A 24,695-nucleotide genomic window follows, 5' to 3' on the forward strand; every position below is an offset into this window, starting at 1 on the left:
ATAGACATTTGCGGTCATATTCTGACGGAGTCACTAATAAGATGGAACATTCCGCCGGGAGCAGATCCATGCCGGTGCGTTAAGCCTTCGAACCAACTGAGGTTGCCGTCGCGTAGCGTCGGTCAACAGTCGGCTGCGAAGGCGCGGGAGGTGCAGGGGGCGTTCACCTCAACGCCCCTTGCTCACTGCCTTCTCAGTTGCTGATTTGACCACCAAACTATTAGCAGCGAAACCAGTCGAAGTACTTAATACCGGCATTAATTCACAACAACGATTTCTATTCCCCCGAAGGGAACAAAAACGGATTCACTCCACTGCGAGCAAAACCTTCTTCTTCTACCTTGGCATCCAGCACCAGCGAGGCCAAATCGTCCGCCACCGGCTCAACGTTTTGATCTTTATCCTGATACAGAATCTTCAGGTAGCTACCGCAGTCGCCGCAGCTTTCCGCTTTAACGGCTGCCTGTTCAGTATCCAGCGACCAGTAATCCAGCTTGCCGGTCTGTTCACAGTTGCTGCACTTCACTCGCACCATATGCCATTCGCTTTCGCACAGGCTACAGTGTAGATAACGCAGACCCGCATCAGTGCCGATATGCACTAAGCTGGCTACCGGCGCGCTGTCGCACACTGGACAGTTATGACGCTCTTCACCGTATTCAGCACGGGCTTTACCCGGTATTTGAGTGGCCATTTGCGCCCAATAAACTGACAGTGCGGCCCACAGGAATGGCGCTTTATCGCTGCCGACTTTACCGATTTCACCGGCCAACAGGTCGCTGGCCAGACTTTCCAGCTCAGCAGAGCCCATCTTTTTCAGCGATTCCAACACCGGTAACACATGCTCCGGCGCTTCCGGCTCCAGTTCAGCAATAATGGCTGCCAGCAGAGTTTGCCAGTGTTGGCTGCGTGGAAAAGTTTTTACCGACAGCGGTGGACGACTGGCATCCGAGGCTGCTTTTAGGGTGTCGGTTAAGTCGATTTTCAGCGGGTTATCGTGCTGAGCATGACTCTGGGCATCTACCACCGTAGCGGCAAACTTTAGATAATCACCCAGCGGATGATCTTCCGCCAGCTGGCGCAAGCGCTCAGCACGACGGGAATACAGACTTTTTAAGTTGGCAAATAACAACGGCGGGATAGCTCCCGCCGTTTTTACCACTTCGTCTGGGGAAACGATGCGGATACTACTCATTCTTTTCCTTTTCCTCGTCGGCGACAACTTCGCGGTACCAGCGTGGGTGATGCTTAGCAGCCCATTTACGGCTAACTTTACCTTCAACCATACCGGTAATCGATCCCTTCACCCAGAATGCCATATAAATATGGATCAGGATGGCGTGGATCAGCACAATCGCCGCGACGGCATGAATCATCAGACCTAAACGGATAGCCCATATCGGGAAGAATTCGGCAAAGTAAGGACGCCAAATAATCACGCCGCTGACCAGCAATACGAGGATTAAACTCATAATGCTCCAGAACATCGCCTTCTGACCCGGGTTATATTTACCCACATCAGCCACTTTATGTTCATTGCCTTTCAGTACTTCCACGATATGCACAAACCAGCCAATATCATCTCTCTTCGGGATGTTATGACTGACAAATCGGCAGAACATCACCACCAGCACACAGAAAATCAGCACGCCAAAGAACGGGTGCAGAATGCGCCCCATTTGTGGTGTACCAAAAGTCTGAGTCAACCAGCTCAGCGTCGGGAAGAACATAGCAATGCCCGACAGCGCTACCAGAAAGAAACAAATCACTACGGTCCAGTGACACGCTCGGTCAATGAACGAGTAGCGTTTAATCATCTTACTTTTCTTCATGATGATTTCCCTCGTCATTGTCGTCTTCATCATCGACTTTGTTCGGGCCTACGCCCACATAGTGATAGATCAGGCCGGCGAAGCTGGCGATAAATGCCGCAGCCGACAGTGGTTTCAATACGCCTTTCCAGAAACCAACAACCGGGCTAATCACCGGATCTTTCGGCAGTCCGCTATACAGCTCTGGACGGTCAGCGTGGTGTAATACGTACATTACGTGAGTACCGCCAACGCCCGCCGGATTATACAGCCCTGCATTGTCATAGCCCCGAGTATGCAGCTCTGCCACACGCTCTTCCGCCAACTCAATCATGGCCTGTTTCGTGCCAAAATGAATGGCGCCGGTTGGACAAGTTTTCACACAAGCAGGTTCCTGACCCACGGTGACCCGGTCAACGCACAGGGTACATTTGTACACCCGGTTATCCTCTTTATTCATACGAGGAACGTCGAACGGACAGCCAGCGATACAGTAACCACAGCCGATACAGTGTTCAGACTGGAAATCGACGATACCGTTAGCATACTGAATAATCGCTCCGGCAGAAGGACACGCCTTCAAACAGCCCGGGTCGCTACAATGCATACAGCCATCTTTACGGATCAGCCATTCCAGCTTACCGTTTTCTTCCACTTCCGAATAACGCATCACGGTCCATGACTTGGCGCTCAGATCCGCCGGGTTATCATAAACCCCGACGTTATGACCGATTTCATCACGAATATCGTTCCACTCGGAACAGGCCACCTGACAGGCTTTACAGCCGATACAGGTGGTCACGTCAATCAGCTTCGCCACTTCTTCCTGGTGATGACGCACCTGAGGCGGTGGCGTCAACGCATTGGTGGCGGAACGCTTGATAATGTCTTGAGATTGCATTGACATATTTTCTCTCCGTTACACCTTTTCCACGTTAACCAGGAACGCCTTGAACTCTGGCGTTTGGGTATTGGCGTCACCGATAAACGGTGTCAGCGTATTGGCCAAATAGCCTTTACGAGCCGCGCCGACAAATCCCCAGTGAATAGGAATACCAATGGTATCCACGTTCTGTCCGTTAACTTGCAGAGTACGAATACGTTTAGTTACCACCGCTTTAGCTTCAATATAGCCACGCTTTGAGGTCACTTTCACCGTATCGCCATGCTGGATACCTTTTTGCTGCGCTAAACCTTCACCGATTTCAATAAACTGCTCCGGCTGGGTAATCGCGTTCAGCACCGAGTGTTTCGTCCAGAAGTGGAAATGCTCGGTTAAACGGTAAGTGGTCCCGACATATGGGAAGTCTTTCGCATCCCCCATATTTTCCAGATCGGATTTAAATACCCGAGCCGCTGGGTTAGAGATCACATTCTTATGCAACGGGTTAGTGCTGATTGGTGTTTCAAACGGTTCATAGTGTTCAGGGAACGGACCTTCCGCCATTTTATCGGTAGCAAACAGACGGCCAAGACCTTCGTTTTGCATGATAAACGGATTCACATCGCTGCCCGGAGGAGCCGCACCAAAGTCAGGCACATCGATACCAGTCCACTTGCTGCCATCCCATTCAATCAACTTACGTTTTGGATCCCACGGTTTACCCTGTGGATCGGCTGACGCACGGTTATACAGAATGCGGCGGTTAAGCGGCCATGCCCATGCCCACGCCAGCGTATTCCCCAGCCCAGACGGGTCAGAGTTATCACGGCGAGCCATTTGGTTACCGGCTTCGGTCCAGCTACCACTGAAGATCCAACAGGCGCTGGAAGTGGTACCGTCATCTTTCAGTTGAGCAAAGCTGTCCAGCAGTTGGCCCTTCTTCAGAATGACTTTGCCGGTCGCGTCAGTGATATCCACCAGCGCACGACCGTTGGACTCTTTTGCCATTTCTTCCGCTGACGGACGCATTGGCTCCAGATAGTCCCAGGTCATATTCATCAGCGGCTCTACGGCAACGGCTTTATCGCCATCTTGTGCATACAGCTCACGAATTTTAAACAGCAACCCGGCCAGAATTTCACCGTCGGTTATCGCTTCTCCCGGTGGCTCGCCGCCTTTCCAGTGCCACTGTAGCCAGCGACCGGAGTTAACGATAGAACCATCTTCTTCTGCGAAACAAGTACAAGGCAGACGGAACACTTCGGTTTGAATCGACGATGGATCAACATCATTCTGTTTACCGTGATTCTGCCAGAACTCGGCGGTCTCGGTGCTTAACGGATCGATGGTGACCAAATACTTCAGTTTAGAGAGCGAACGGACAACTTTATTTTTGTCCGGGAATGACGCAACCGGGTTAAAGCCCTGGCAGATATAGCCATTCACTTTGCCCTGATCCATCATTTCAAAGTACTTCAGAACGTCGTAGCCCTGATCCCACTTCGGTAACCAGTCATAACCCCAATCATTCTCTTTCTGGGCTTTATCACCGTAGAAGCTCTTCATCATGCTGATAAAGAATTTAGGATAGTTACCCCAGTAGTTAACCTGATCCGCCAGCGCTTTTTTCGGCGTGTTGGCATCCAGATAGGTTTGCAGGTTTGGCTGTTTCTCTGAAGGTAAAGTCAGATAGCCCGGCAGTGACTGAGACAGCAGACCAAGGTCGGTCAGTCCCTGAATATTGGAGTGACCACGCAGGGCGTTAACGCCGCCGCCAGCCATACCCATATTACCCAGCAGTAGCTGGATAATGGCCATAGTACGGATATTCTGAGCACCAACGGTATGTTGGGTCCAGCCGAGGGCATACAGGAACGAGGCGGTTTTATCGGCAGCACTGGTTTCTGCGATCAATTCGCATACTTTCAGGAAGTCATCCTTCGGCGTACCACAGATATTGCTCACCACATCAGGGGTATAACGACTGACGTGATTTTTCAGCAGGTTCCATACGCAACGCGGATCCGTTAGCGTTGGATCGCGTTTAGCAAAGCCGTCTTCACCAACCTGATAGTTCCAGGTGGTTTTATCATATTGACGCTTCTCTGCGTCATAACCGCTAAATAAACCGTCTTCAAAAGTGAAGTCTTCGCGCACCAGCAGATTAGCGTTGGTGTAAGCGTTAACATACTCAGTATTGATCTTGTTGTTTTCCATCAGGTAAAGAATAACCCCTGACAGGAAAGCAATATCAGTACCGGAACGAATCGGCGTATAAAAATCGGCAACTGAAGCCGTACGGGTAAAGCGTGGATCGATAACGATCAGCTTAGCGTTATTATGGATTTTAGCTTCCATCGCCCAGCGGAATCCCACCGGATGCGCTTCGGCTGCGTTACCGCCCATAACCACAACTAAGTTAGCGTTTTTGATATCAACCCAGTGGTTGGTCATCGCACCGCGACCAAATGTTGGAGCAAGACTTGCTACCGTTGGTCCGTGTCAAACGCGTGCTTGGTTGTCTACCGCGAGCATACCGAGCGCGCGCGAAAATTTTTGAGTCAGTAAACCATTTTCATTACTGGAAGCAGAAGCGGCGAGTAACCCACTTGTTAACCAACGGTTGACGGTTACGCCATTTTCATTGGTTTTCTGGAAGTTAGCATCGCGGTCATCTTTCATCAGTTTGGCGATGCGATTAAAAGCGTCATCCCAAGTGATTCTCTGCCATTTATCCGAACCCGGTGCACGATACTCCGGATATTTCAGACGACTTTCACTATTCACATAATCGATCAGCCCTGCCCCTTTAGGACAAAGCGCGCCACGGTTTACCGGATGATCCGGATCCCCTTCGATATGGAAAATACTGGCTCTGGCATTTTTGGCACCATCGCCCATGCTGTACATTAACAGCCCACATCCTACCGAACAGTAGGTACAGGTATTACGGGTTTCCTGAGCGCGTAACAGTTTATAACTACGCGTCTCCGCCAGCGCTATAGCGGGAGCAAATCCCAGCGCGGCTGCCGTTGTACCTGCCATACCGCCAGCGCAGATTTTAAAAAACTGCCTTCTGCTGACCTGCATGGTTTTCTCCTTTTTTCTTATTTGCTGTCACATTGCTCTGTATCAATACGCGTACGGATGATCACCAGGCCTTTACTTGCTTAATTATTATTTGCTACTTTTCACCTTAAGCAGCAAACAGAACCAAAAATCGAAACGTATAAAAACGCACTACTTCTTACGCCCAACAGGTCAGATATTTCAGTGGTCAAATTAAAGACATTGTGATTGTACGGATATAGAATGGCTAAGAAGTTGATCTATATCTTAAATGTTACAAAAATTAACTTATTGTTGGCTATTTTCGTCTCATTTGTACCTCTAATGTTAACCCGAAAATAATATTCATCAAGTCCCTATTGCTTAAAGGCCTATACGTGAAAACAGACGTCTCCCTACAAAATAGCAGCAGTCAGTCAGCGATCGGCGTGCAACAGCTTACCGTTCTCCGACACAACGCTTTGAATACTCCGGAAAAAGATTGGGTCGCAGAGGAAGTGCCGGTTGCCCTGAGCTATAACGGGATTGCCCACGTAGTGATGATGGCGACGCCAAAAGAATTAGAAGAATTTGCGATTGGTTTCTCATTAGCGGAAGGCATTATTGAATCACCGCAGGAAATTTACGGTATCGACGTTCATAACGGTTGTAATGGTATTGAAGTAGAAATCGAATTGGCGACCCGTCGATTTGTCGGTTTAAAAGAGCGTCGACGAGCGATGGCCGGACGCACCGGCTGTGGCGTATGTGGGGTTGAACAGTTGGGTGAAGTCCTGCGCCCGGTAAAACCATTACCGTTTACCCAGCAATTCGATCTGCGTCTATTAGATGGGGCGCTACCGCAGCTTAATCAGGTGCAAACTGTCGGTCAGCTAACCGGCTGTACTCACGCTGCCGGTTGGATTTCCCCTGAAGGACAGATGTTGGGAGGCTGCGAAGACGTTGGCCGCCACGTTGCGCTGGATAAACTGCTGGGAGTTAGGGCTAAGCAAGGTTGGCAACAGGGAGCGGTGCTAGTCTCCAGCCGTGCCAGCTATGAGATGGTGCAAAAAGCAGCCATGTGCGGCGTAGAGATTCTGTTTGCGGTGTCTGCCACTACCACGCTGGCGGTGCAGGTGGCCGAGCAGTGTAATCTGACGCTGGTTGGGTTTAGTAAACCGGGTCGCGCGACGGTGTATACCCATGCGCAGCGGATTATTGGGGCATAGGGATTAGTGGGCATTTATCCATATGAAGCCAATGACGTTTGCCGTGGCTATTGCTGATATCGGCCCGCTATCTTTCTTGAGGTGTGCAAAACTCGAAGTATCCGAACTTCGTTAGGCTCTACCACATACACCATAATGAAGGGGAAACGGGCAACCGTGAGTTTACGCTGCTTACCAGACTTTCCCACCACCACGCCAGCTTGTGGGTTATCTTCCAATAACCCTGCCAGCATCATAAACTTCTCATCTGTCGCGCTGGCTACTGGCAGTCCTGCTTCTCGGTACAAATAAAGAAAAATATTCTTCCTGTCCGCCTGCGCCTGTTTTTCCCACAACACGTTGATCATAGCTTACCTTGCGCTGCCAGCTTTTTCAGATCATCCATCTGCCGGGTCATCTCATCATTGCTGATAAACTCCCCCTTCCCCTCATCGTAGCGGCTGAATGCCTGATTTATCTGTTGTTCTAACCATTCATCATTCGCGCTATTTTGATATGCTCTTTCTTCCGCCGCCAACTCCTCTGCCCGTTGGCGCATTAGTTCTGTCAGGCTCTGCTTATGACGCTCTGCGGCTTTCATGGCCAAACGTTTGGTTTCTTCATCTATACGAAAATGAATTGTGCTCATAATACACGCTCTTCTGTGGTGTCATTTGTGTTGTCAGTATAGATTGTTAGCGTACATATGTCAGTTTTATGACGGCTTTTATCAACCTGATTAATTAGCGTCAGTGGCTGTTCCGGCAGTAATAACACAGAGCAAATATCATTGATTGCGCTCAGCCGGAAGTACGAGGTGACTTGGCTACGGTAGCAATGCCGCTGAATTCGTGCAGTTATGCGCTAAAAAAACATGCTTTTCAGCACCGGGAATTTTGGGGATTTATTTTGCAGACAATCTCAACGAAACGGTTACGTTATAATGCTCTTTTAACACGACACAGAATTCTGAACGTTTTCGCTTAGTTATTATGATGACTTTATTGCCTTGCGACAGCCCCAGATATCAGGTTGAACATGCATCTCTGATACAGGAACATGCAGTAGCGGTATTTTTGCAACGCTCATCAGTTCATTGAGTTTTTTATCTCGCTCGATACGTTCTTCCTTTTCATGACTGATGTCATCAAGCTCAATAACACAAACAATCTGGTATGTCTTTTTGGAAACCAGAACATAGTCCATTGTCATACTATTATATATAGAAGAATCTTTTCCGTTCTTCATCACTAAATCCTGGCTGGTCAGGAAATATCATCAACTGTCCGAGAGAAACCTGACAATTAATAAAACAGTTTTTATCAAACCAAGTAATCAGGTTTTTTAAATATTCATTTTCAGTGAAAGAACATACATATTTTTTACCTTCAATATGAAGGCCTTCTTCTATCATCCCCCAGAATAATTCATTTTTCCCTTCCCAGCGTGAATCTCGGTATATTTTAACGGGTTCAGGCGGACGATAATATTTTTTTGGGGGTGTCTTTTCTGGTCGATTATCCGTTGTTATCACATGGTTTTTTTTAGTTTTAAATGTTCTTCGACCAACAACAAACCCAGTAGCGAAAACTAATAGCACGATGATCAGACTATCCATCACAACTCCTTTTTAAATGCTAAAATCTAGTTTTTAATCAATTCCATTGATCAATCCGCTTAATCTTACAAATATGGATGCGTCTCTCAGATAATGCTCTTATCAACATGATAAGAAGAGAATAAGAAAATTATTCAATATAATGAAACCAATGGATTTTATTCATTATATCAATACAAATATCTGAATACTGCCTGTCAAAATCACTAGTTTATTAAAAAGTAATTTCAGCGGTAATACGAATCAGAGAATCTTTGTAATTTTGAGGACGATAAAAAAGGTGCGAATAGATGTTTTCAGAACACGCTAAGAAGAAGACACATAAAAATGCTAACCACAAACTGCAGGTAGGCAGCAAACCTACTCACCTGCAGCTTGAAGTATGATAGATATAGAACAGCTACTCCCCCGAAGGGAACAAGAACGGATTCACTCCACTGCGAGCAAAACCTTCTTCTTCTACCTTGGCATCCAGCACCAGCGAGGCCAAATCGTCCGCCACCGGCTCAACGTTTTGATCTTTGTCCTGATACAAAATTTTCAGGTAGCTACCGCAGTCGCCGCAGCTTTCCGCTTTAACGGCTGCCTGTTCAGTATCCAGCGACCAGTAATCCAGTTTGCCGGTCTGTTCACAGTTGCTGCACTTCACTCGCACCATATGCCATTCGCTTTCGCACAGACTACAGTGTAGATAACGCAGACCAGCATCAGTGCCAATATGCACTAAGCTGGCTACCGGCGCGCTGTCGCACACTGGGCAGTTATGACGCTCTTCACCGTATTCAGCACGGGCTTTACCCGGTATTTGAGTGGCCATTTGCGACCAATAAACTGACAGTGCGGCCCACAGGAATGGCGCTTTATCGCTGCCGACTTTACCGATTTCACCGGCCAACAGGTCGCTGGCCAAACTTTCCAGCTCAGCAGAACCCATCTTTTTCAGCGATTCCAACACCGGTAACACATGCTCCGGCGCTTCCGGCTCCAGTTCAGCAATAATGGCTGCCAGCAGAGTTTGCCAGTGTTGGCTGCGTGGAAAAGTTTTTACCGACAGCGGCGGACGACCGGCATCCGAGGCTGTTTTTAAAGTGTCGGTTAAATCAATTTTCAGCGGGTTATCGTGCTGAGCATGACTCTGGGCATTCACTACCGTGGCGGCAAACTTTAGATAATCACCCAGCGGATGATCTTCCGCCAGCTGGCGCAAGCGCTCAGCACGACGGGAATACAGACTCTTTAAGTTGGCAAATAACAACGGCGGGATAGCTCCCGCCGTTTTTACCACTTCGTCTGGGGAAACGATGCGGATACTACTCATTCTTTTTCTCTTCCTCTGCGGCAACCTGACGAGCCCAGCGCGGGTGGTGTTTGGCTGCCCATTTACGGCTGACTTTACCTTCAATCATACCGGAAATCGATCCTTTCACCCAAAATGCCATATACATATGGATCAGGATGGCGTGGATCAGCACAATGGCCGCCACCGCGTGAATCAGCAGGCTCAGACGAATCGACCACATCGGGAACAGGTGAGCGAAATAAGGACGCCAGATGATAACGCCAGTCACCAGCAATACCAGCGTTAAGCTCATAATGCTCCAGAACATCATCTTCTGACCCGGGTTATATTTACCCACGTCCGCGACTTTATGCTCGTTGCCCTTCAGGACTTCCACGATATGCAAAAACCAACCGATATCGCCTTTCTTCGGGATGTTATGACCCACGAAGCGGAAGAACATGACGATTAACACCAAGAAAATCAGCACGCCAAAGAACGGATGCAGAATCCGTCCCATTTGCGGGGTACCAAAAGTCTGGGTCAGCCATTGCAGCGACGGGAAAAACATAGCAATGCCCGACAGCGCTACCAGAAAGAAGCAAATCACTACCGTCCAGTGACACGCCCGATCAATAAACGAGTTACGTTTAATCATCTTACTTTTCTTCATGATGATCCTCCTCGTCATCGCTCTCGACTTTATTCGGTCCAATTCCTACATAGTGGAAAATCAGGCCGGCAAAAGTGGCGACGAATCCAATCGCCGATAGTGGTTTAAGTATGCCTTTCCAGAAACCAACCACTGGGTTAATCACTGGATCTTTCGGTAGTCCGCTATACAGCTCCGGACGGTCAGCATGGTGTAATACATACATCACATGAGTACCACCCACACCTTCCGGGTTGTACAGTCCGGCATTGGTGTATCCGCGCGAATTAAGCTCAGCCACACGCTCTTCCGCCAGTTGAATCATATCCTTCTTGGTACCAAAGGTGATGGCACCGGTCGGACAGGTTTTCACACAGGCAGGTTCTTGACCTACGGTGACGCGATCGACGCACAGGGTACATTTGTACACCCGGTTATCGTCTTTATTCAGACGCGGTACATCAAACGGACAGCCGGCAATGCAGTAACCACAGCCGATACAGTGTTCGGACTGGAAATCCACAATACCGTTAGCATACTGCACAATAGCGCCTGCCGATGGACACGCCTTCAGGCAACCCGGTTCGCTACAGTGCATACAGCCATCTTTACGGATCAGCCACTCCAGCTTGCCGTTTTCTTCCACTTCCGAGTAGCGCATCACGGTCCATGACTTGGCGGTCAAATCCGCCGGGTTATCATAAACCCCGACGTTATGTCCGATTTCATCACGGATGTTGTTCCACTCAGAACAGGCCACCTGACAGGCTTTACAGCCGATACAGGTGGTCACGTCAATCAGCTTCGCCACTTCTTCCTGATGACTACGCCCCTGAGGAGGCGGAGTCAAAACGTTGGTGGCGGAACGTTTCATAATGTCTTGAGATTGCATTGACATAATTTCTCTCCGTTACACCTTTTCCACGTTAACCAGGAACGCCTTGAATTCTGGCGTTTGCGAGTTGGCATCACCCACTGCTGGGGTCAGCGTATTGGCAATAAAGCCATTACGTGCCGAGCCTTTAAAGCCCCAGTGAATCGGAATACCGACCGTTTCCACATCCTGCCCGTTCACTTTCAGGGTACGAATACGCTTGGTCACCACCACTTTGGTTTTAATCTCGCCCCGTTTGGAGCTGACCTTAACCGTATCCCCGTGCTGCACACCAATTTTTTCCGCCAGCCCTTCACTGATTTCAATGAATTGCTCAGGCTGCGTAATTGCGTTCAGCTTCGAGTGCTTGGTCCAGGTATGGAAATGCTCAGTTAACCGATAAGTGGTTCCCACATAAGGGAATTCTTCACTGGTTCCCATCTGTTTCCGATCGCTTTCAAACAGGCGAATAACCGGGTTAGACACCACGTTCGGATGCAGAGGGTTAGTACCAATAGGTGTTTCAACCGGTTCATAGTGCTCAGGGAACGGGCCTTCAGCCAGTTTATCCAGCGCAAACAGACGGCCAACGCCTTCCGGTTGCATGATAAACGGACCGGTTTCCGAACCAGGTGCCGCGGTCAGGTTAAAGTCAGGTACGTCATTACCGCCCCACTTTTTGCCATCCCACTCGATCAGCATACGCTTCGGATCCCATGGCTTACCCTGCACATCAGCCGATGCTCGGTTATAGATAATGCGACGGTTAACCGGCCATGCCCAAGTCCATTTCGGCGTTAAGCCTAAACCTGATGGGTCAGCATTATCACGCAGCGCCATTTGGTTACCGGCTTCGGTCCAGCTACCGGCATAAATCCAACAGGCGCTGGCGGTGGTACCATCGTCTTTCAGATGAGCAAAGGTAGAAAGCTGCTGGCCTTTTTTGGCTAACACATTACCGTTGGCATCCAGAACATCTTCCAGCGCAACACCGTTAAGCTCTTTGGCCACTTCTTCCGACTCTGGATGATGTGGTCTGGCGTAGTTCCACTGCATGTTCATCAGCGGTTCAGGGGTATTACCACCCTCCGCGTTATATAACTCACGGATTTTAAACAGCAGTGCCGCCAGCATTTCACCGTCGGTTTTAGCTTCACCCGGTGGCTCAGCACCTTTCCAGTGCCATTGCAACCAGCGACCGGAGTTGGCAATCGAACCATCTTCTTCAGCAAAACAGCTGGACGGTAAACGGAATACTTCCGTTTGAATTGATGCCGGATCAACGTCGTTATATTCGCCGTGGTTTTCCCAGAAGCTGGCCGTTTCGGTCGCCAATGGATCCATCACTACCAGGAACTTCAGTTTCGCTAACGCACGGGCGGTTTTGTTTCTATTCGGCGATGACGCAAGTACGTTTACGCCCTGACAAATGAAACCACCCACTAACCCTTGTTCCATACGTTCGATATAGTTCATCCAGTCGTAAGGCTGATCCCATTTTGGTAACCAGTCAAAGCCCCAACTGTTTTCTCTTTGCGCTTTATCGCCGTAGAAACTCTTCATCAAACTCACGAAGAATTTAGGATAGTTACTCCAGTAGTTTACCTGACCCGGCAACATCCCTTTCGGTGTGCTGGCAGCCAGATAATCTTCCAGAGAGGTGTGCTTCTCTGAAGGTAGCGTTAAGTAGCCTGGCAGGCTCTGGGATAACAATCCAATATCTGTGGTGCCCTGTACGTTGGAGTGACCACGTAAAGCGTTCACGCCGCCGCCAGCCATACCGATATTACCCAGCAGTAGCTGAATCATCGCCATGGTACGGATATTCTGCGAGCCGACGGTATGTTCCGTCCAGCCCAGCGCATACAGGAATGTCGCCGCCATATTTGACGCACTGGTTTCAGCCAAGACTTCACAGACTTTGGCAAAATCAGCCTGCGGCGTACCACAGATGTTCTCTACCACATCCGGGGTGTAGCGACTAACATGATGCTTTAACAAATTCCACACACAGCGCGGATCGCTCAGGGACGGATCGCGCAGCGGCTGGCCATTTTCATCGAACTGATAGTTCCAGCTGGATTTGTCATAACGGCGATTCTGCTCATCAAAGCCGCTGAATAAGCCGTCTTCGAAGCCAAAATCTTCACGAATTAAATAGCTGGCATTGGTGTAATGTTTAACGTATTCCGCGTTGATCTTATTATTATTAATCAGATACAGAATAACGCCCGACAAGAAAGCAATGTCAGTACCAGAACGAATTGGCGCATAAATATCAGCCACCGATGCGGTACGGGTAAAACGCGGATCCACCACAACGATTTTCGCGTTGTTGTGCTTTTTCGCTTCCAGCGCCCAGCGGAATCCCACTGGATGAGCTTCAGCAGCGTTACCACCCATAACGACAACAACGTTGGCGTTCTTAATATCAACCCAGTGGTTGGTCATCGCACCGCGACCAAATGTTGGAGCAAGACTTGCTACCGTTGGTCCGTGTCAGATGCGTGCTACTTGGTCGATACCGAGCATACCGAGCGCTCGGGTAAATTTTTGGGTTAATAATCCCGTTTCATTACTGGCTGCCGAGCCACACAACATCCCGGTGCTCAGCCAACGGTTAACCACCGTACCGGCTTCATTCACGTGTTGGAAATGCGCGTCACGGTCGTCTTTCATCAGCTTGGCAATGCGGTTTAAGGCATCATCCCAGCTCAGACGTTGCCACTTATCAGAACCCGGCGCGCGGTATTCTGGATATTGCAAACGGCCTTCACTATGAATGTAGTCGATGAGTCCTGCCCCTTTAGGGCAAAGCGCACCGCGGTTTACCGGATGATCCGGATCCCCTTCAATGTGGAAAATACTACTTTTGGCATTTTTTGCCCCATCACCTAGGCTGTACATTAACAGCCCGCAGCCGACGGAACAGTAAGTGCAGGTATTACGTGTTTCACGAGCGTGCAATAATTTATAATTACGTGTTTCCGCTAGTGCCATAGTCGGCGCAAAACCTAATGCCGCTACAGTTGTACCCGCCATACCGCCAGCGCAGATTTTAAAAAACTGCCTTCTGCTGACCTGCATGGTTTTCTCCTCTATTTGACATAAGAACTTAATCTTTTCTGCGCGGATTATAGGGGCAACTGATGGACAACTTATTGATCTCGATCCTCTATATATCAATCTGTTTTATATGTTAATTTTAATCAAAAAGAGGTATTAATATGTTAAATCACTACCTAAATAGCACTATAATTTATAGCGTTATATATCACTTTATATTCGGTCAAGAAACAGACCAACACCTGATAGTAAAGTAAGGTTATTATCTGATTTAGTGACATATCATACTGAAATGAAACTACAATATCCTTTTTTGAAGTCGCGACGCACTGAACATAAAGCAATATAAGTTACTTTAATTCATAAAGATTATTTACATTTCGACATATTTGACTACTTATAAATAGGTATTAATTAAATACCTAAAAAATGGCTGAAATATTAAAGATACGAACAACAAATAACCACAATAATGATAATGATTATCAATCGTTATTAGATGTTATACTCAAGAGGTGACAAAAAACCCGCTGCCTGCGATCGCGCAGCTAAAACTGTTTTGAGGAGTAACAATATGAGCTATACACTTCCCCCTCTGCCTTATGCTTATGATGCTTTAGAACCTCATTTTGATAAGCAAACCATGGAAATCCACTACAGCAAGCACCATCAAGCTTATGTCAACAATGCCAATGCGGCTCTTGAGACGCTGTCTGACGATCTAAAAAAGCTGTCTGCGGAAGAGTTAATTGTTCACTTGGATAAAGTCCCGGCAGAAAAACGCACCGTATTAAGAAACAACGCCGGTGGTCATGTAAACCACAGTCTGTTCTGGAAAGGCCTGAAAAAAGGTACGGTACTACAGGGCGATCTAAAAACCGCCATTGAGCGTGACTTCGGTAGCGTTGATAGCTTTAAAGAGATGTTTGAGCAAGCGGCAGCCACTCGCTTTGGTTCTGGCTGGGCTTGGTTGGTTCTACAAGAAGGTAAACTGGCTGTGGTGTCCACGGCTAATCAGGATAGTCCACTAATGGGTGAAAGCGTATCTGGCGCTTCTGGTTATCCCATCGTCGGTTTAGACGTTTGGGAACACGCTTACTACTTAAAATTCCAAAACCGTCGTCCAGACTACATTAAAGAGTTCTGGAACGTAGTTAACTGGGATGAGGCCGCTACACGTTTTTCTGCAGCGAAAAAATAATATGACGGGTTAGTACTCGTCTATATAACCGAGGTAGTATCGGCTATTCCGCTATTATCTCGGACTTAAATCCTCAGTTTTCAGCCCTTGCCTGAATTTATCCCCGCTCCGCCCTGAAAAGATCAGCATTCTCCTGATAAATTGGCAATTTTATTGGATGATAATTTCTTTCTATTGCTATCTACTTCATAACCAGATGGTTTATCCCTGTGATAAAAGAGGCTATTTGTAGTAGAATGCCGCCTTAATTTTATTCACGTTCTATTTTTTAGGGAAATTGACATGCACTCTATTCCAGCTTGCCCGGTCTGCGGGTCAGAAAATACCTATCCAGACGGTTCCATGTTCATCTGCCCTGATTGCGCTCACGAGTGGAATCCTTCCGAGCCAGAAGCGACTGACGGCGATGAGAGAGTGGTGAAAGACAGCAACGGTAACGTGCTGGCTGACGGCGACTGCGTGACGCTAATTAAGGATTTAAAACTGAAAGGTTCTTCAACCGTCCTGAAGGTCGGCAGCAAGTCTAAACCTATCCGTCTGGTCGATGGCGATCATGAGATCGACTGCAAAATCGATAACACCAGCATTATGCTGAAAGCCTGCTTCGTTAAGAAAGTTTAAGAAGCATTACCGGAAACAAAGCTGCGTTCTTGACCAAGAATGTGGCTTTGTTTTTAGTTATCCCGTCTATTTCTCCTTGCAATTTAGTCCTGTTCAAAGCTGGATCCGCGCCGCTATAGGCAGTATGCTCATTTCATGGTTACCCCCAATCATCGGCGGTTATGATGCATTATCCCAACGTTTACCTTGGTAAGATCGAACCCTATGAGGGGCATTCTCCCAGCGCAATCAATAAACGTGCCGCTAATGGTGAGCTAACGCTAACAGCATTAGGGTTTGAGGGGGATGAACAAGCAGAAACCCGTCACCACGGCGGGGCCGATCGGGCACTGTGCCACTATCCGCGCGAACACTACGCTTACTGGCAAGCTCAATATCCTGAACAGGCGGAACAGTTTGTTGCCCCGCTGTTTGGTGAGAATATTTCTACCACTGGCCTCAATGAAGAAAATGTCTATATTGGTGACATCTTTCGTTGGGGAAAAGCGCTGATTCAGGTTACTCAGCCTCGCTCCCCTTGCTATAAACTGAACTTTCACTGTGATATTGGTGACTTTGCACGCACTATGCAAAACAGCGGTCGCTGCGGCTGGCTCTATCGGGTCATTTCAGCGGGTAGCGTGAATTCACAACAGGCGCTGGAGCTGGTTAGCCGTAACAGCGATCTCTCGGTAGCAGAAGCGATTTCAATTGCCTTCAACGCCCCTTTTGATGCAGAACAATACCGGCGCATGCTTGCCGCAGCGGGTTTGTCCGCCAGTTGGAGCAAAAATATGCAGATGCGTTTATTAAATCGAAGTATTGAGGATATGGAAAGACGACTGGTTGGTACTCAGTAAAGCGTCAGGCCCGCAAAGTGACCTGACTGACACATAAGAAAAAGAGATTAAAACTGACTGCGGGCAAATCCGGTCACTTCTTTAATGCCCATTTCACGACCCAAAGCCGTCATTGGATGAACAACTTCAAGGCCTTTAACCTTTTTCTTCAGTGCTCCCATATCCGCTTGTTCCGCTTTAGTAATAGGGCGACTGAAGGCTAGCTTTTGTATCTTCTGAGCTTTAGCGCTAAGAACTTTACTTTTTTCCGCTCGCAGCCTTTCAATTTCAGCCTGTAATGTGGCCTTTTCGGCATCCATTTCAGTCAAATCAGTATCGAGGCCTTTGGTAATAACATCTTTCTCTTTGCGGTTTAACGCATCCAGCTTATCGCTTAAGCGTTTAATTTCTGCTGCCTGTTGTTTCATAGCCTTGACCTTACATTCCAACTTAAATAATAAAATACCCTAAAAATCGGGTGTGCTTGGCGAAGAGTATAAACGTAACGCAACTTCAGTTCTAATCCGCAGCGTCGAATAGGCCAAAACAGTAGAAAAAACGGGCCACAAATACTGTGGCCCGTTGTCTTAACCTTGTGAAAAAATAGCGATTACATTAGCTGAGCAATTTTACGCGCTACGTTCATCAGTTCTTGCTGGTTCTTTTGCAGAGAATTGTTCATTTCGTTGAACTGATCCAATGCTTTTTGCTCGGTAAACTGAACCATCTGACCACTATATTCAATTTTATCACCCTGAGCTTTCAGGAAGTCAGAAATTTTCAGAATATCGTCAAACGTTGAATCCAGCAGAACCAGAGTTTGCTTACCTAAGTCACCTTGTTGGGTAACAACTTTGGCATAAGCTTTATCATAAACCGCTTTTAAATCTTCCGGCATTTTCAACGCCGTATACTGATCGCCAGTTGTTTTGATAATTTCATCCAGCTTAGCCTGAACCGCTTTAGTTTCAGCCTGTGCTTTTTCAACTTTATCACGGTTATCAACCATGGCTTTCATGCTATTCAGCGTTCTCAACTCATTCATGGAAGACTCCATGGACTTAGAGAATGCAGCATTTAATTGGTCGGTAAAGCCAGTCAATAACTCATAGTCTTTACTGTAGTTACCAAACTCTTTTTTCTGCTCTTCGGTCAGCGCTGGCAAACGAACTTTGCTACCGTCAATAATTTTAGTCTGCAGGAATTCACTAAAAGCTTTACGCTGTTCCGGCTCATTATCACCACAACCAGCCAGTTGAAAAACCAAGCCAAGTACAAATAAAGGTGCCAGAAAACGGGCCCATGTTTTTTGCTTCACTAAAGACATACATACTCCAAAAATATTATCCGCTAAAAATCCATTATTATTCGGCGCCAGAATAAATCTTAACTTGAACCAGCTGTTCCGCCGCAGAAACACCCATACGTTAACATTACACGTACCTCTAATAAAGGATTTCATACAGAAAGGGCTGAGTAGCTAAACAATAGTTCAAAATAGGTAAAAAAGCACATTAAGCTCGGAAGCAAACGCAAGTGTGATGATATCAAGTGAGGAAAAAGAGTAGTTAGGATAACGGGGCAGAGCGGTTGAGAATATTTTTGTCATCCCAGTGAAAACCTGAACCTAGGTTTTGGCTTACTGACAACGTTTGGCCTAAGGGCAAGATCCCCGCTTTCGCGGGGATGACGGTATGAAACTACAGTAAACCGATTACTTTTGGCCCAGCAGATATTTCACTACCTGACCATACTCTTGGATAAAGCTTTCAACGCTGTTGGCTTCCAGTCCGTCATTTTTAACCATATATTTACCGTTAACCAGTACGGAAGGTACGCTTCTTAATTCAACGTCCGCTGCCATTTTACGCTGCTGCGCGGTCAATGACTTAACAATAAAGCTGTTCCATGCGCTATCAAACTCTTCACCGGTCACGCCTGCTTCAATAAATGCCTGACGGATACCGTCCAGATTACGGATAGTCTGCGTTTTTTGGATACCGCTAAAAATCAGTGGAGCCACTTTGTCCTGAACGCCCAGCGTAATCGCTACGGCCCAAGCCTGAGTCAGTTGAGAACCCAGTTCACCACCCATAAAGTCAACGTGATATTTCACCAGCTTACCATTTTCAGGCAGTTGCTTTTTAAACTCATCACTCATGTGGTAAACGTTTTCAAAATCATAGCAATGCGGGCAGAAGAACGAGAAAAACTCCAGCACCTGAGGCGCTTCCGTTGCATTTCTTTTCAGGGTAGAAAACTGCTTACCATCTTTAAAGCCCGACTCAACGTTCACTGAGCTACCCGCAGAGTCAGACTTTGCTGGGGTCGATGAATTTGACCAAACAAAGAAAGCACCAGCAGCAATCACGGCACAAATAATCACCAGCCAAATTTTTTTCATAACAATTACTCCGTAAAACAATAATCAGTACATTGGCGTCAGTTGCAATGGCGGAGCCTGTAACAACTTAACCTGTTCAGTAAATAACGATGGTTGTTGTTGCCAAAAATCAATATCTGCAATCCAGGGAAAGCTTTTTGGAAACGCAGGGTCCTGCCAACGACGGACCACCCAAGCAAGGTAATAAACCATACGCATACAGCGCAATGGCTCAATCAGTGCCAATTCTTTCTGATCAAAATCAGCAAATTCACTATAGGATTCAACAAACAGATCCAACTGCATAAGCTGTTCCTGCCGATCACCCTGTAATAACATCCAAATATCCTGTACTACCGGACCATTACGAGCATCATCTAAATCGACAAACATCGGCCCGTCACGCCACAAGATATTCCCCGGGTGACAATCACCGTGTAAGCGAGATGGCGCCCAGTTCGTATGCCAGTATTGTTCAACCCCCTGAATTAAATCATCCAGAACCGGCATCAAAGACTTTTTCACTGATTCAGGAACCAATGCGCTTTCAGCCAATGTCTGACGAGGTTGATACAGGTATTCATCCAGCCCAATCGTTGGTCTTGCCACAAAGGGCTTATGTTTTCCTACCTGATGAATTCGCCCTAAAAATCGGGCTACCCATTCAAGCTGATCGAGGTTATCCACTTCATACTGACGACCTCCAACACTTGGAAAAACGGTAAACATAAATCCCTGAAAATCATGCAGCGTTCGTTGATTTAGTCTCAACGGTGCAACAGCAGGGATCTCTGTATCTGACAACGCCTGAGTGAAATCGTGCTCTTCCTGTATTTGTTCGTGGCTCCAACGCTCTGGCCGATAAAATTTCACCACGTAACGTTGGCGATCTTCATCCATAAATTGATACACGCGGTTTTCATAGCTATTCAGCTCGGTCAGGCCGGAATCCACACGTAACCCTACGCTTTCCAGCGCATCCAGAATCAGGTCAGGCATCAGAGTGTGAAAATCAAAGGCTGATAAGCTCATAAAAAAGTATCTAATCTATTCAATGATGAAAAATAACGGATAGCCATAATACACGCTGGTTAGTCTTTTAAAATACCACGTGCGCGTAATAATGCTGTTTTGAAGTCTTCTTCGTAATCTTTCTTTAAACCGGGAATCGCTTCGGTACTCTTGCTGTCGCGCATTTTGAGATGATAGATAAGGACATCATCCGTTAATTCAGCCAGAGGCCCGGTAAATCCTGCTTCATCAGCCAGCTTTTGCAGGAACTGAATCAGATTAAGATCCGGATCTTTCTGCCAGGCAGGATGAATAAGTTCGATGAGTTCATTGACGCGATGGCATTTCATAACGCCTCTCCCTTTGGTTTAAAAGAGTCACACGGTATCAGGGTTAATCGAATTTTAACAGTCCGTTATTTCGTCGAACTCATCATGCGAGCCATATTTATTGCTTCGATTAATTTGGCTCGGTTAATTTGCGGGTTGTCCCTGTCCAGTAGTTGCTGCCAAATATCAATCGCCTGCTGATATTGCGCATTTAAGAAGTAATCGGATGCCTGTAGCATCAGCGCGGTAACCTGATTAGGTTCCAATTGGAGGGCTTGATTTATTAATGCCTGTGCCTGCGGAGTCATTCGTTGACCCGCCTGATAATAAAGGGTTGCAGCTTTAGCCGTTATCACCTCAGCATCATTTCCCCTCAGCTTCGCAACTCGCTCAAAAGCAATCAGGGCATTGTCAAACTCATTACTATTTAGATAGCGCTGCCCCAACATAAACCAAGCCTCACTGTCACCGGGAGATTGACGAATGCGTTGTTGAAGCTCAGTCACCACGCGATCCTGTATTTGCTCGATATCCATACCAACAAAAGGATCGGTGTTGGCCTGACGGCTATAATCAACGGATTCAGCATATTGCCCAAACAGGCTAAATCCAACCGGTGGAATCAGCAATACCAATAGCGTCATCAGTATTGGCATCACCCACGATGGCCGCTGCGCCGGAATTTGACGACTGTTATCCTGCGGCTGCATATTCTGTAGCAGGCTTAAAGACAGCTCCTGTTTAAACTGATCCAGCATGCCGCTTTGTTTTTCCTGAGCCGAAAACTGTTTATCCGCCAGCGCCATTTGCTGCTGATAAAGCCCAACGTTAGTCCGATCGCGGATATCTGCCGCGGGTTGATGCTTGTGCTTGCTACCTGACCTGATAACAGGAAGCCAGATAATCAACAAAATAAGGCCAGCAGCCAGCGCGACACCACCCCAGAACACCATCACGGTTTCTTCTCCAGTAATTCGGCTAATTGACGCTTTTGCTCTTCGCTCATTTCAGGAACTGGTAACTTACGGCTACCGACAGAGCGCCAAAGCGCCAGCAAAGCGATAAGTAACAGGATGAATGGACTTAGCCATAACAGTGCAGTTTGTCCGTTAAAACGCGGTTTATACAACACAAAATCACCGAAACGGTGGGTCATAACCTTAACGATTTGGTCGTTAGTTTTCCCCTCATCCACCATCCGGTAGACTTCAAGGCGTAAATCTCGCGCAATTGGCGAAGTTGACTCCACCAGATTCTGATTCTGACACTGCGGACAACGCAGTTGCTTAGCCAAAGCAATCGCCCGCTGCTGATTCTCCTGATTATTAAACTGCCAGGTATCAACAATCTCTGCCGATAGCGGTAGCGCAACCAGCAGCAAGAGCAGAGAAACATAGCGCCACCATCGAATCATTGGCTGCTTTCCTGTGTTGATGAGGAGAGCTTTTGCAGTACTGCAATTTTCGGCTGAAACTCTTTTTGCCACACATCTTGATTCAACTCGCCTGCATAGCGATAGCGAATAATGCCGTGGCTATCTATCAAATAGGTTTCCGGTGTACCGTACACACCTAATTCCAGCGCCAGTTTGCCCTCAGGGTCGTAAATTGAACCCAAAAAAGGATTGCCCAGCGTATTTAATACGCCCTGCGCTGCCCGACGATTATCGCGGTAATTCAATCCATACAGTTTGATATCAGGTCGATGGTTTAACTGTTGTAAAAAAGGAAATTCGGACTTACAGGCGGGGCACCAACTGGCCCAGACGTTCAATAGCGTAATATGCCCTTTGAAATCCTGCTGGCTAAAAGATTGCTGTTCTGCTGATAAATTCTCGGCGATAAACGCCGGCATTGGCTTATCTTGTTGAGTCAGTCCTAACTGGTGCGGGTCTTGCTGTAAACCGAAAAACAGCCCAATGCCCAATAGCAAGACCAACAACAGCGGTAAAAACAGCTTAAGTCGGTTCATGATGTCACCTCCGACAATTGATAACCGCTTGGCACTCTTCTACGGCACTGATTCCACAAAACGCAGCTTCCCCCCAACATCATCAATAACCCACCGCCCCACACCCAGCGAATAAACGGCTTATAGTGGAATCGTAGGGCGTAGTGCTGTTTATCCACTTTATCTCCCATCACCACATACAAATCGCTAAACAAACCCCAGGCAATTCCCGGCTCGCTCATCAGCATAGTCCGTACCGTATAATGTCGGCGCTCCGGTAGTAGCTTAGCGACCGCTTGGCCATCTTTCGTCACGCGAATAACCGCCTGCTCCGCCGTATAGTTGGGGCCAATTAACAGCTTGGTATCGTCATAATGAAATTGATAACCGCTCAATGTGCTCTCACTACCCGGCGCCATTTTTACCCCGATTTCCGTGGAGTAATAGCTGGATAAAGTAATGCCAATCGTGGTTATTGCCACACCAGCATGGGCAAGAAATACGCCCAAGCTACGCAGGGTTAAATGACGAATCAAGATCAGATTCGCCAAAATAACCCACAGAGATAAGATTAAAGCCAATATCACCGCGGGATAAATTTTATTGAACATCAACGCAAACAGGCTGCCCATAATCACCGCTAAGGCTGCTAACAGTGCCATGAGCTTTAATCGCCCTGCCGCAAAATTTTTCCAACGACTAAAAGGCGCTATCCCCATTGCCAGTAAAATAAGCAGTGCCGGAGGAATAAAAGTGCTATTGAAATAAGGCGCACCCACGGAAATGGAGCCCAAACCAAAGGCAGTAAACAACATCGGATAAAAGGTACCAATAAGCACAATCAACGTCGCTACGCTGAGTAACACATTAGCCAATAACAGCAGCATTTCGCGGGAAAACAACCTGAAGCGAACTATCGAAGGCTGGGTATTGGCTCTAAACGCAAACAGCACCAGCGCACCCACAACCGCAATGCCTAACAGCAGCAACAGCATAATGCCGCGATCGGGATCGACGGCAAAAGCATGAACCGACGTTAATACGCCAGAACGAACAATAAAAGTTCCCAACAGGCTCAGGGCAAAAGTAAAGATGGACAGCAGTAAACTCCAGTAGCTAAAGCTTCCTCGTTGTTCAGTTACGATTAGGGCATGTAATAACGCGGTACCCAGCAGCCACGGCATTAAAGAGGCATTCTCTACTGGATCCCAGAACCACCAACCTCCCCATCCCAGTTCATAATAAGCCCACCACGAGCCCAAAATAATCCCACCGGTCAGGCAGACCCACGCAGCCAGCGCCCACGGTCGGCTCCAATAAGCTACCGCAGCATCCATTCTGCCGCTCATCAATGCCGCAATAGCAAAAGCGAAATTAACGGCAAAACCAACATAGCCCAGATACAAAAGGGGCGGATGAAATATCAGTCCGATATCTTGTAACATCGGGTTGAGATCTCTGCCCTCCATCGGCGCGGGAAACACCCGCTCAAACGGATTAGAATACAGCAGAATAAACAGGCAGAAGCCCAGCATAATCAGGCCCAGAATAGCCAATACGCTGGTATTGATCTGTATATCAACGTTTTTGCGTAACCAGGCAACCAGCGCCGTCCAAATCGACAGAGAAAATAGCCAGAACAGCATTGAGCCTTCATGCCCACCCCATACCGCTGCGATTTTAAAGAAGGGCGGAAGTTGGGAGTTGGAATGCTGGGCAACGTACATTACCGAGAAATCATCGCTGACAAAGCTGTAGCCGAGTAGCGTAATAGACAGGGAGATAAACAGGCAGGCGCCATAACTCAGTGGAATAGCATAGCGCATCAGCGATGCCCGCCGACAGTAAACACCTGCCAGCGGGACGCTACATAACAATACACAAAGTGCCAAAGCACAGAGTAGGGATAGCAGACCCAGCTCGGGAATCATGCCCATTCCTTT

At 47.5% G+C, this 24,695-nt stretch carries 25 protein-coding genes; 4 read left to right on the top strand and 21 right to left on the bottom strand.

The features are described 5' to 3' along the window. Nucleotides 1-277 precede the first annotated feature (277 nt). Genes fdhE (EL341_RS16485) through fdnG (EL341_RS16500) form a run of 4 tightly spaced genes read right to left on the bottom strand, consistent with a single transcriptional unit; the run spans nt 278 to nt 5,784 of the window. Complete coding sequence (gene fdhE / locus EL341_RS16485) at nt 278-1,195, bottom strand: formate dehydrogenase accessory protein FdhE (RefSeq protein ID WP_126468171.1); 918 nt, start codon at nt 1,193-1,195, stop codon at nt 278-280. Further along, nucleotides 1,188-1,832: a formate dehydrogenase-N subunit gamma gene (fdnI, locus tag EL341_RS16490; RefSeq protein ID WP_047782319.1), complete on the bottom strand. Its 645-nt coding sequence runs from the start codon at nt 1,830-1,832 to the stop codon at nt 1,188-1,190. Before fdnI (EL341_RS16490) ends, fdhE (EL341_RS16485) begins: the two co-directional genes overlap by 8 nt. After that, nucleotides 1,819-2,718 (bottom strand): formate dehydrogenase subunit beta, encoded by a 900-nt coding sequence (gene fdxH, locus EL341_RS16495; RefSeq protein ID WP_047782320.1) that lies wholly within the window; start codon nt 2,716-2,718, stop codon nt 1,819-1,821. The genes fdnI (EL341_RS16490) and fdxH (EL341_RS16495) overlap by 14 nt, the downstream gene beginning before the upstream one ends. A 12-nt stretch (nt 2,719-2,730) precedes the next feature. Then, nucleotides 2,731-5,784: a formate dehydrogenase-N subunit alpha gene (gene fdnG, locus EL341_RS16500; protein WP_164720475.1), complete on the bottom strand. Its 3,054-nt coding sequence runs from the start codon at nt 5,782-5,784 to the stop codon at nt 2,731-2,733. Between the two features lie 356 nt (nt 5,785-6,140). On the opposite strand from fdnG (EL341_RS16500), the gene fdhD reads away from it, so the two are divergent. Then, on the top strand, nt 6,141-6,971 hold the full coding sequence (gene fdhD / locus EL341_RS16510; RefSeq protein WP_074824005.1) for a formate dehydrogenase accessory sulfurtransferase FdhD: 831 nt from the start codon (nt 6,141-6,143) through the stop codon (nt 6,969-6,971). A gap of 47 nt (nt 6,972-7,018) precedes the next feature. Here the strand turns inward: fdhD and EL341_RS16515 are convergent, their stop codons facing one another. The 8 genes from EL341_RS16515 to fdnG (EL341_RS16550) all read right to left on the bottom strand — a co-directional run bounded on the left by EL341_RS16515 (nt 7,019) and on the right by fdnG (EL341_RS16550) (nt 14,460). Then, on the bottom strand, nt 7,019-7,318 hold the full coding sequence (locus tag EL341_RS16515) for a type II toxin-antitoxin system RelE/ParE family toxin (protein WP_047782324.1): 300 nt from the start codon (nt 7,316-7,318) through the stop codon (nt 7,019-7,021). Next, complete coding sequence (locus EL341_RS16520; RefSeq protein WP_047782325.1) at nt 7,315-7,599, bottom strand: damage-inducible protein J; 285 nt, start codon at nt 7,597-7,599, stop codon at nt 7,315-7,317. The genes EL341_RS16515 and EL341_RS16520 overlap by 4 nt, the downstream gene beginning before the upstream one ends. A 341-nt stretch (nt 7,600-7,940) precedes the next feature. After that, nucleotides 7,941-8,198, bottom strand: coding sequence for a DUF2726 domain-containing protein (locus EL341_RS16525; protein WP_126468173.1), 258 nt, complete (start codon nt 8,196-8,198; stop codon nt 7,941-7,943). Further along, entirely contained in the window at nt 8,167-8,568 is a 402-nt protein-coding gene (locus EL341_RS16530; RefSeq protein WP_126468174.1) for a hypothetical protein, read from the bottom strand. The genes EL341_RS16525 and EL341_RS16530 overlap by 32 nt, the downstream gene beginning before the upstream one ends. A 400-nt stretch (nt 8,569-8,968) precedes the next feature. Next, entirely contained in the window at nt 8,969-9,886 is a 918-nt protein-coding gene (gene fdhE, locus EL341_RS16535; RefSeq protein WP_126468175.1) for a formate dehydrogenase accessory protein FdhE, read from the bottom strand. Then, nucleotides 9,879-10,520 carry a formate dehydrogenase-N subunit gamma gene (gene fdnI / locus EL341_RS16540; RefSeq protein ID WP_047782326.1) on the bottom strand — a complete coding sequence of 214 codons (642 nt, stop codon included), beginning with the start codon at nt 10,518-10,520 and terminating at the stop codon, nt 9,879-9,881. Before fdnI (EL341_RS16540) ends, fdhE (EL341_RS16535) begins: the two co-directional genes overlap by 8 nt. Further along, nucleotides 10,507-11,397 (bottom strand): formate dehydrogenase subunit beta, encoded by an 891-nt coding sequence (gene fdxH / locus EL341_RS16545; RefSeq protein WP_047782327.1) that lies wholly within the window; start codon nt 11,395-11,397, stop codon nt 10,507-10,509. The genes fdnI (EL341_RS16540) and fdxH (EL341_RS16545) overlap by 14 nt, the downstream gene beginning before the upstream one ends. Nucleotides 11,398-11,409: 12 nt before the next feature. After that, on the bottom strand, nt 11,410-14,460 hold the full coding sequence (gene fdnG, locus EL341_RS16550) for a formate dehydrogenase-N subunit alpha (RefSeq protein ID WP_136655902.1): 3,051 nt from the start codon (nt 14,458-14,460) through the stop codon (nt 11,410-11,412). A 553-nt stretch (nt 14,461-15,013) separates the two neighbouring features. On the opposite strand from fdnG (EL341_RS16550), the gene sodA reads away from it, so the two are divergent. The 3 genes from sodA (at nt 15,014) to yiiM (ending at nt 17,100) form a co-directional block, all read left to right on the top strand. Next, nucleotides 15,014-15,640: a superoxide dismutase [Mn] gene (gene sodA, locus EL341_RS16560; protein ID WP_047782330.1), complete on the top strand. Its 627-nt coding sequence runs from the start codon at nt 15,014-15,016 to the stop codon at nt 15,638-15,640. A 282-nt stretch (nt 15,641-15,922) separates the two neighbouring features. Next, a complete protein-coding gene (locus EL341_RS16565; protein WP_047782331.1) occupies nt 15,923-16,261 on the top strand; it encodes a zinc ribbon domain-containing protein YjdM in 339 nt (112 codons plus the stop codon). A gap of 164 nt (nt 16,262-16,425) precedes the next feature. Continuing rightward, the gene (gene yiiM, locus EL341_RS16570; protein WP_047782332.1) at nt 16,426-17,100 is read left to right on the top strand and encodes a 6-hydroxyaminopurine reductase; all 675 of its coding nucleotides are present in this window, start codon (nt 16,426-16,428) and stop codon (nt 17,098-17,100) included. 47 nt (nt 17,101-17,147) lie between these two features. Here yiiM and EL341_RS16575 read toward each other — a convergent pair whose 3' ends face one another. From EL341_RS16575 to EL341_RS16615, 9 genes are all read right to left on the bottom strand, one after another. Further along, entirely contained in the window at nt 17,148-17,507 is a 360-nt protein-coding gene (locus EL341_RS16575) for a YibL family ribosome-associated protein (protein ID WP_047782333.1), read from the bottom strand. Between the two features lie 182 nt (nt 17,508-17,689). After that, entirely contained in the window at nt 17,690-18,406 is a 717-nt protein-coding gene (locus tag EL341_RS16580) for a DUF3053 family protein (protein WP_047782334.1), read from the bottom strand. Between the two features lie 387 nt (nt 18,407-18,793). After that, nucleotides 18,794-19,483 carry a thiol:disulfide interchange protein DsbA gene (gene dsbA / locus EL341_RS16585; protein ID WP_082119009.1) on the bottom strand — a complete coding sequence of 230 codons (690 nt, stop codon included), beginning with the start codon at nt 19,481-19,483 and terminating at the stop codon, nt 18,794-18,796. A 24-nt stretch (nt 19,484-19,507) separates the two neighbouring features. Further along, nucleotides 19,508-20,494, bottom strand: coding sequence for a serine/threonine protein kinase (locus tag EL341_RS16590; protein ID WP_047782335.1), 987 nt, complete (start codon nt 20,492-20,494; stop codon nt 19,508-19,510). Nucleotides 20,495-20,553: 59 nt separating this feature from the next. Next, the gene (locus EL341_RS16595; RefSeq protein ID WP_047782336.1) at nt 20,554-20,823 is read right to left on the bottom strand and encodes a YihD family protein; all 270 of its coding nucleotides are present in this window, start codon (nt 20,821-20,823) and stop codon (nt 20,554-20,556) included. Nucleotides 20,824-20,888: 65 nt separating this feature from the next. Further along, nucleotides 20,889-21,755, bottom strand: coding sequence for a c-type cytochrome biogenesis protein CcmI (ccmI, locus tag EL341_RS16600; RefSeq protein WP_074823985.1), 867 nt, complete (start codon nt 21,753-21,755; stop codon nt 20,889-20,891). Then, nucleotides 21,755-22,216, bottom strand: a complete 462-nt coding sequence (gene nrfF / locus EL341_RS16605; RefSeq protein ID WP_074823981.1) for a heme lyase NrfEFG subunit NrfF — start codon at nt 22,214-22,216, stop codon at nt 21,755-21,757. The genes ccmI and nrfF overlap by 1 nt, the downstream gene beginning before the upstream one ends. After that, complete coding sequence (locus tag EL341_RS16610; protein ID WP_074823978.1) at nt 22,213-22,773, bottom strand: DsbE family thiol:disulfide interchange protein; 561 nt, start codon at nt 22,771-22,773, stop codon at nt 22,213-22,215. The genes nrfF and EL341_RS16610 overlap by 4 nt, the downstream gene beginning before the upstream one ends. Next, a complete protein-coding gene (locus EL341_RS16615; protein ID WP_074823974.1) occupies nt 22,770-24,683 on the bottom strand; it encodes a heme lyase CcmF/NrfE family subunit in 1,914 nt (637 codons plus the stop codon). The genes EL341_RS16610 and EL341_RS16615 overlap by 4 nt, the downstream gene beginning before the upstream one ends. Nucleotides 24,684-24,695 lie beyond the last annotated feature (12 nt).

The organism is Pragia fontium (assembly GCF_900638655.1).
In the GTDB taxonomy this organism is placed as follows: Bacteria; Pseudomonadota; Gammaproteobacteria; order Enterobacterales; family Enterobacteriaceae; genus Pragia; species Pragia fontium.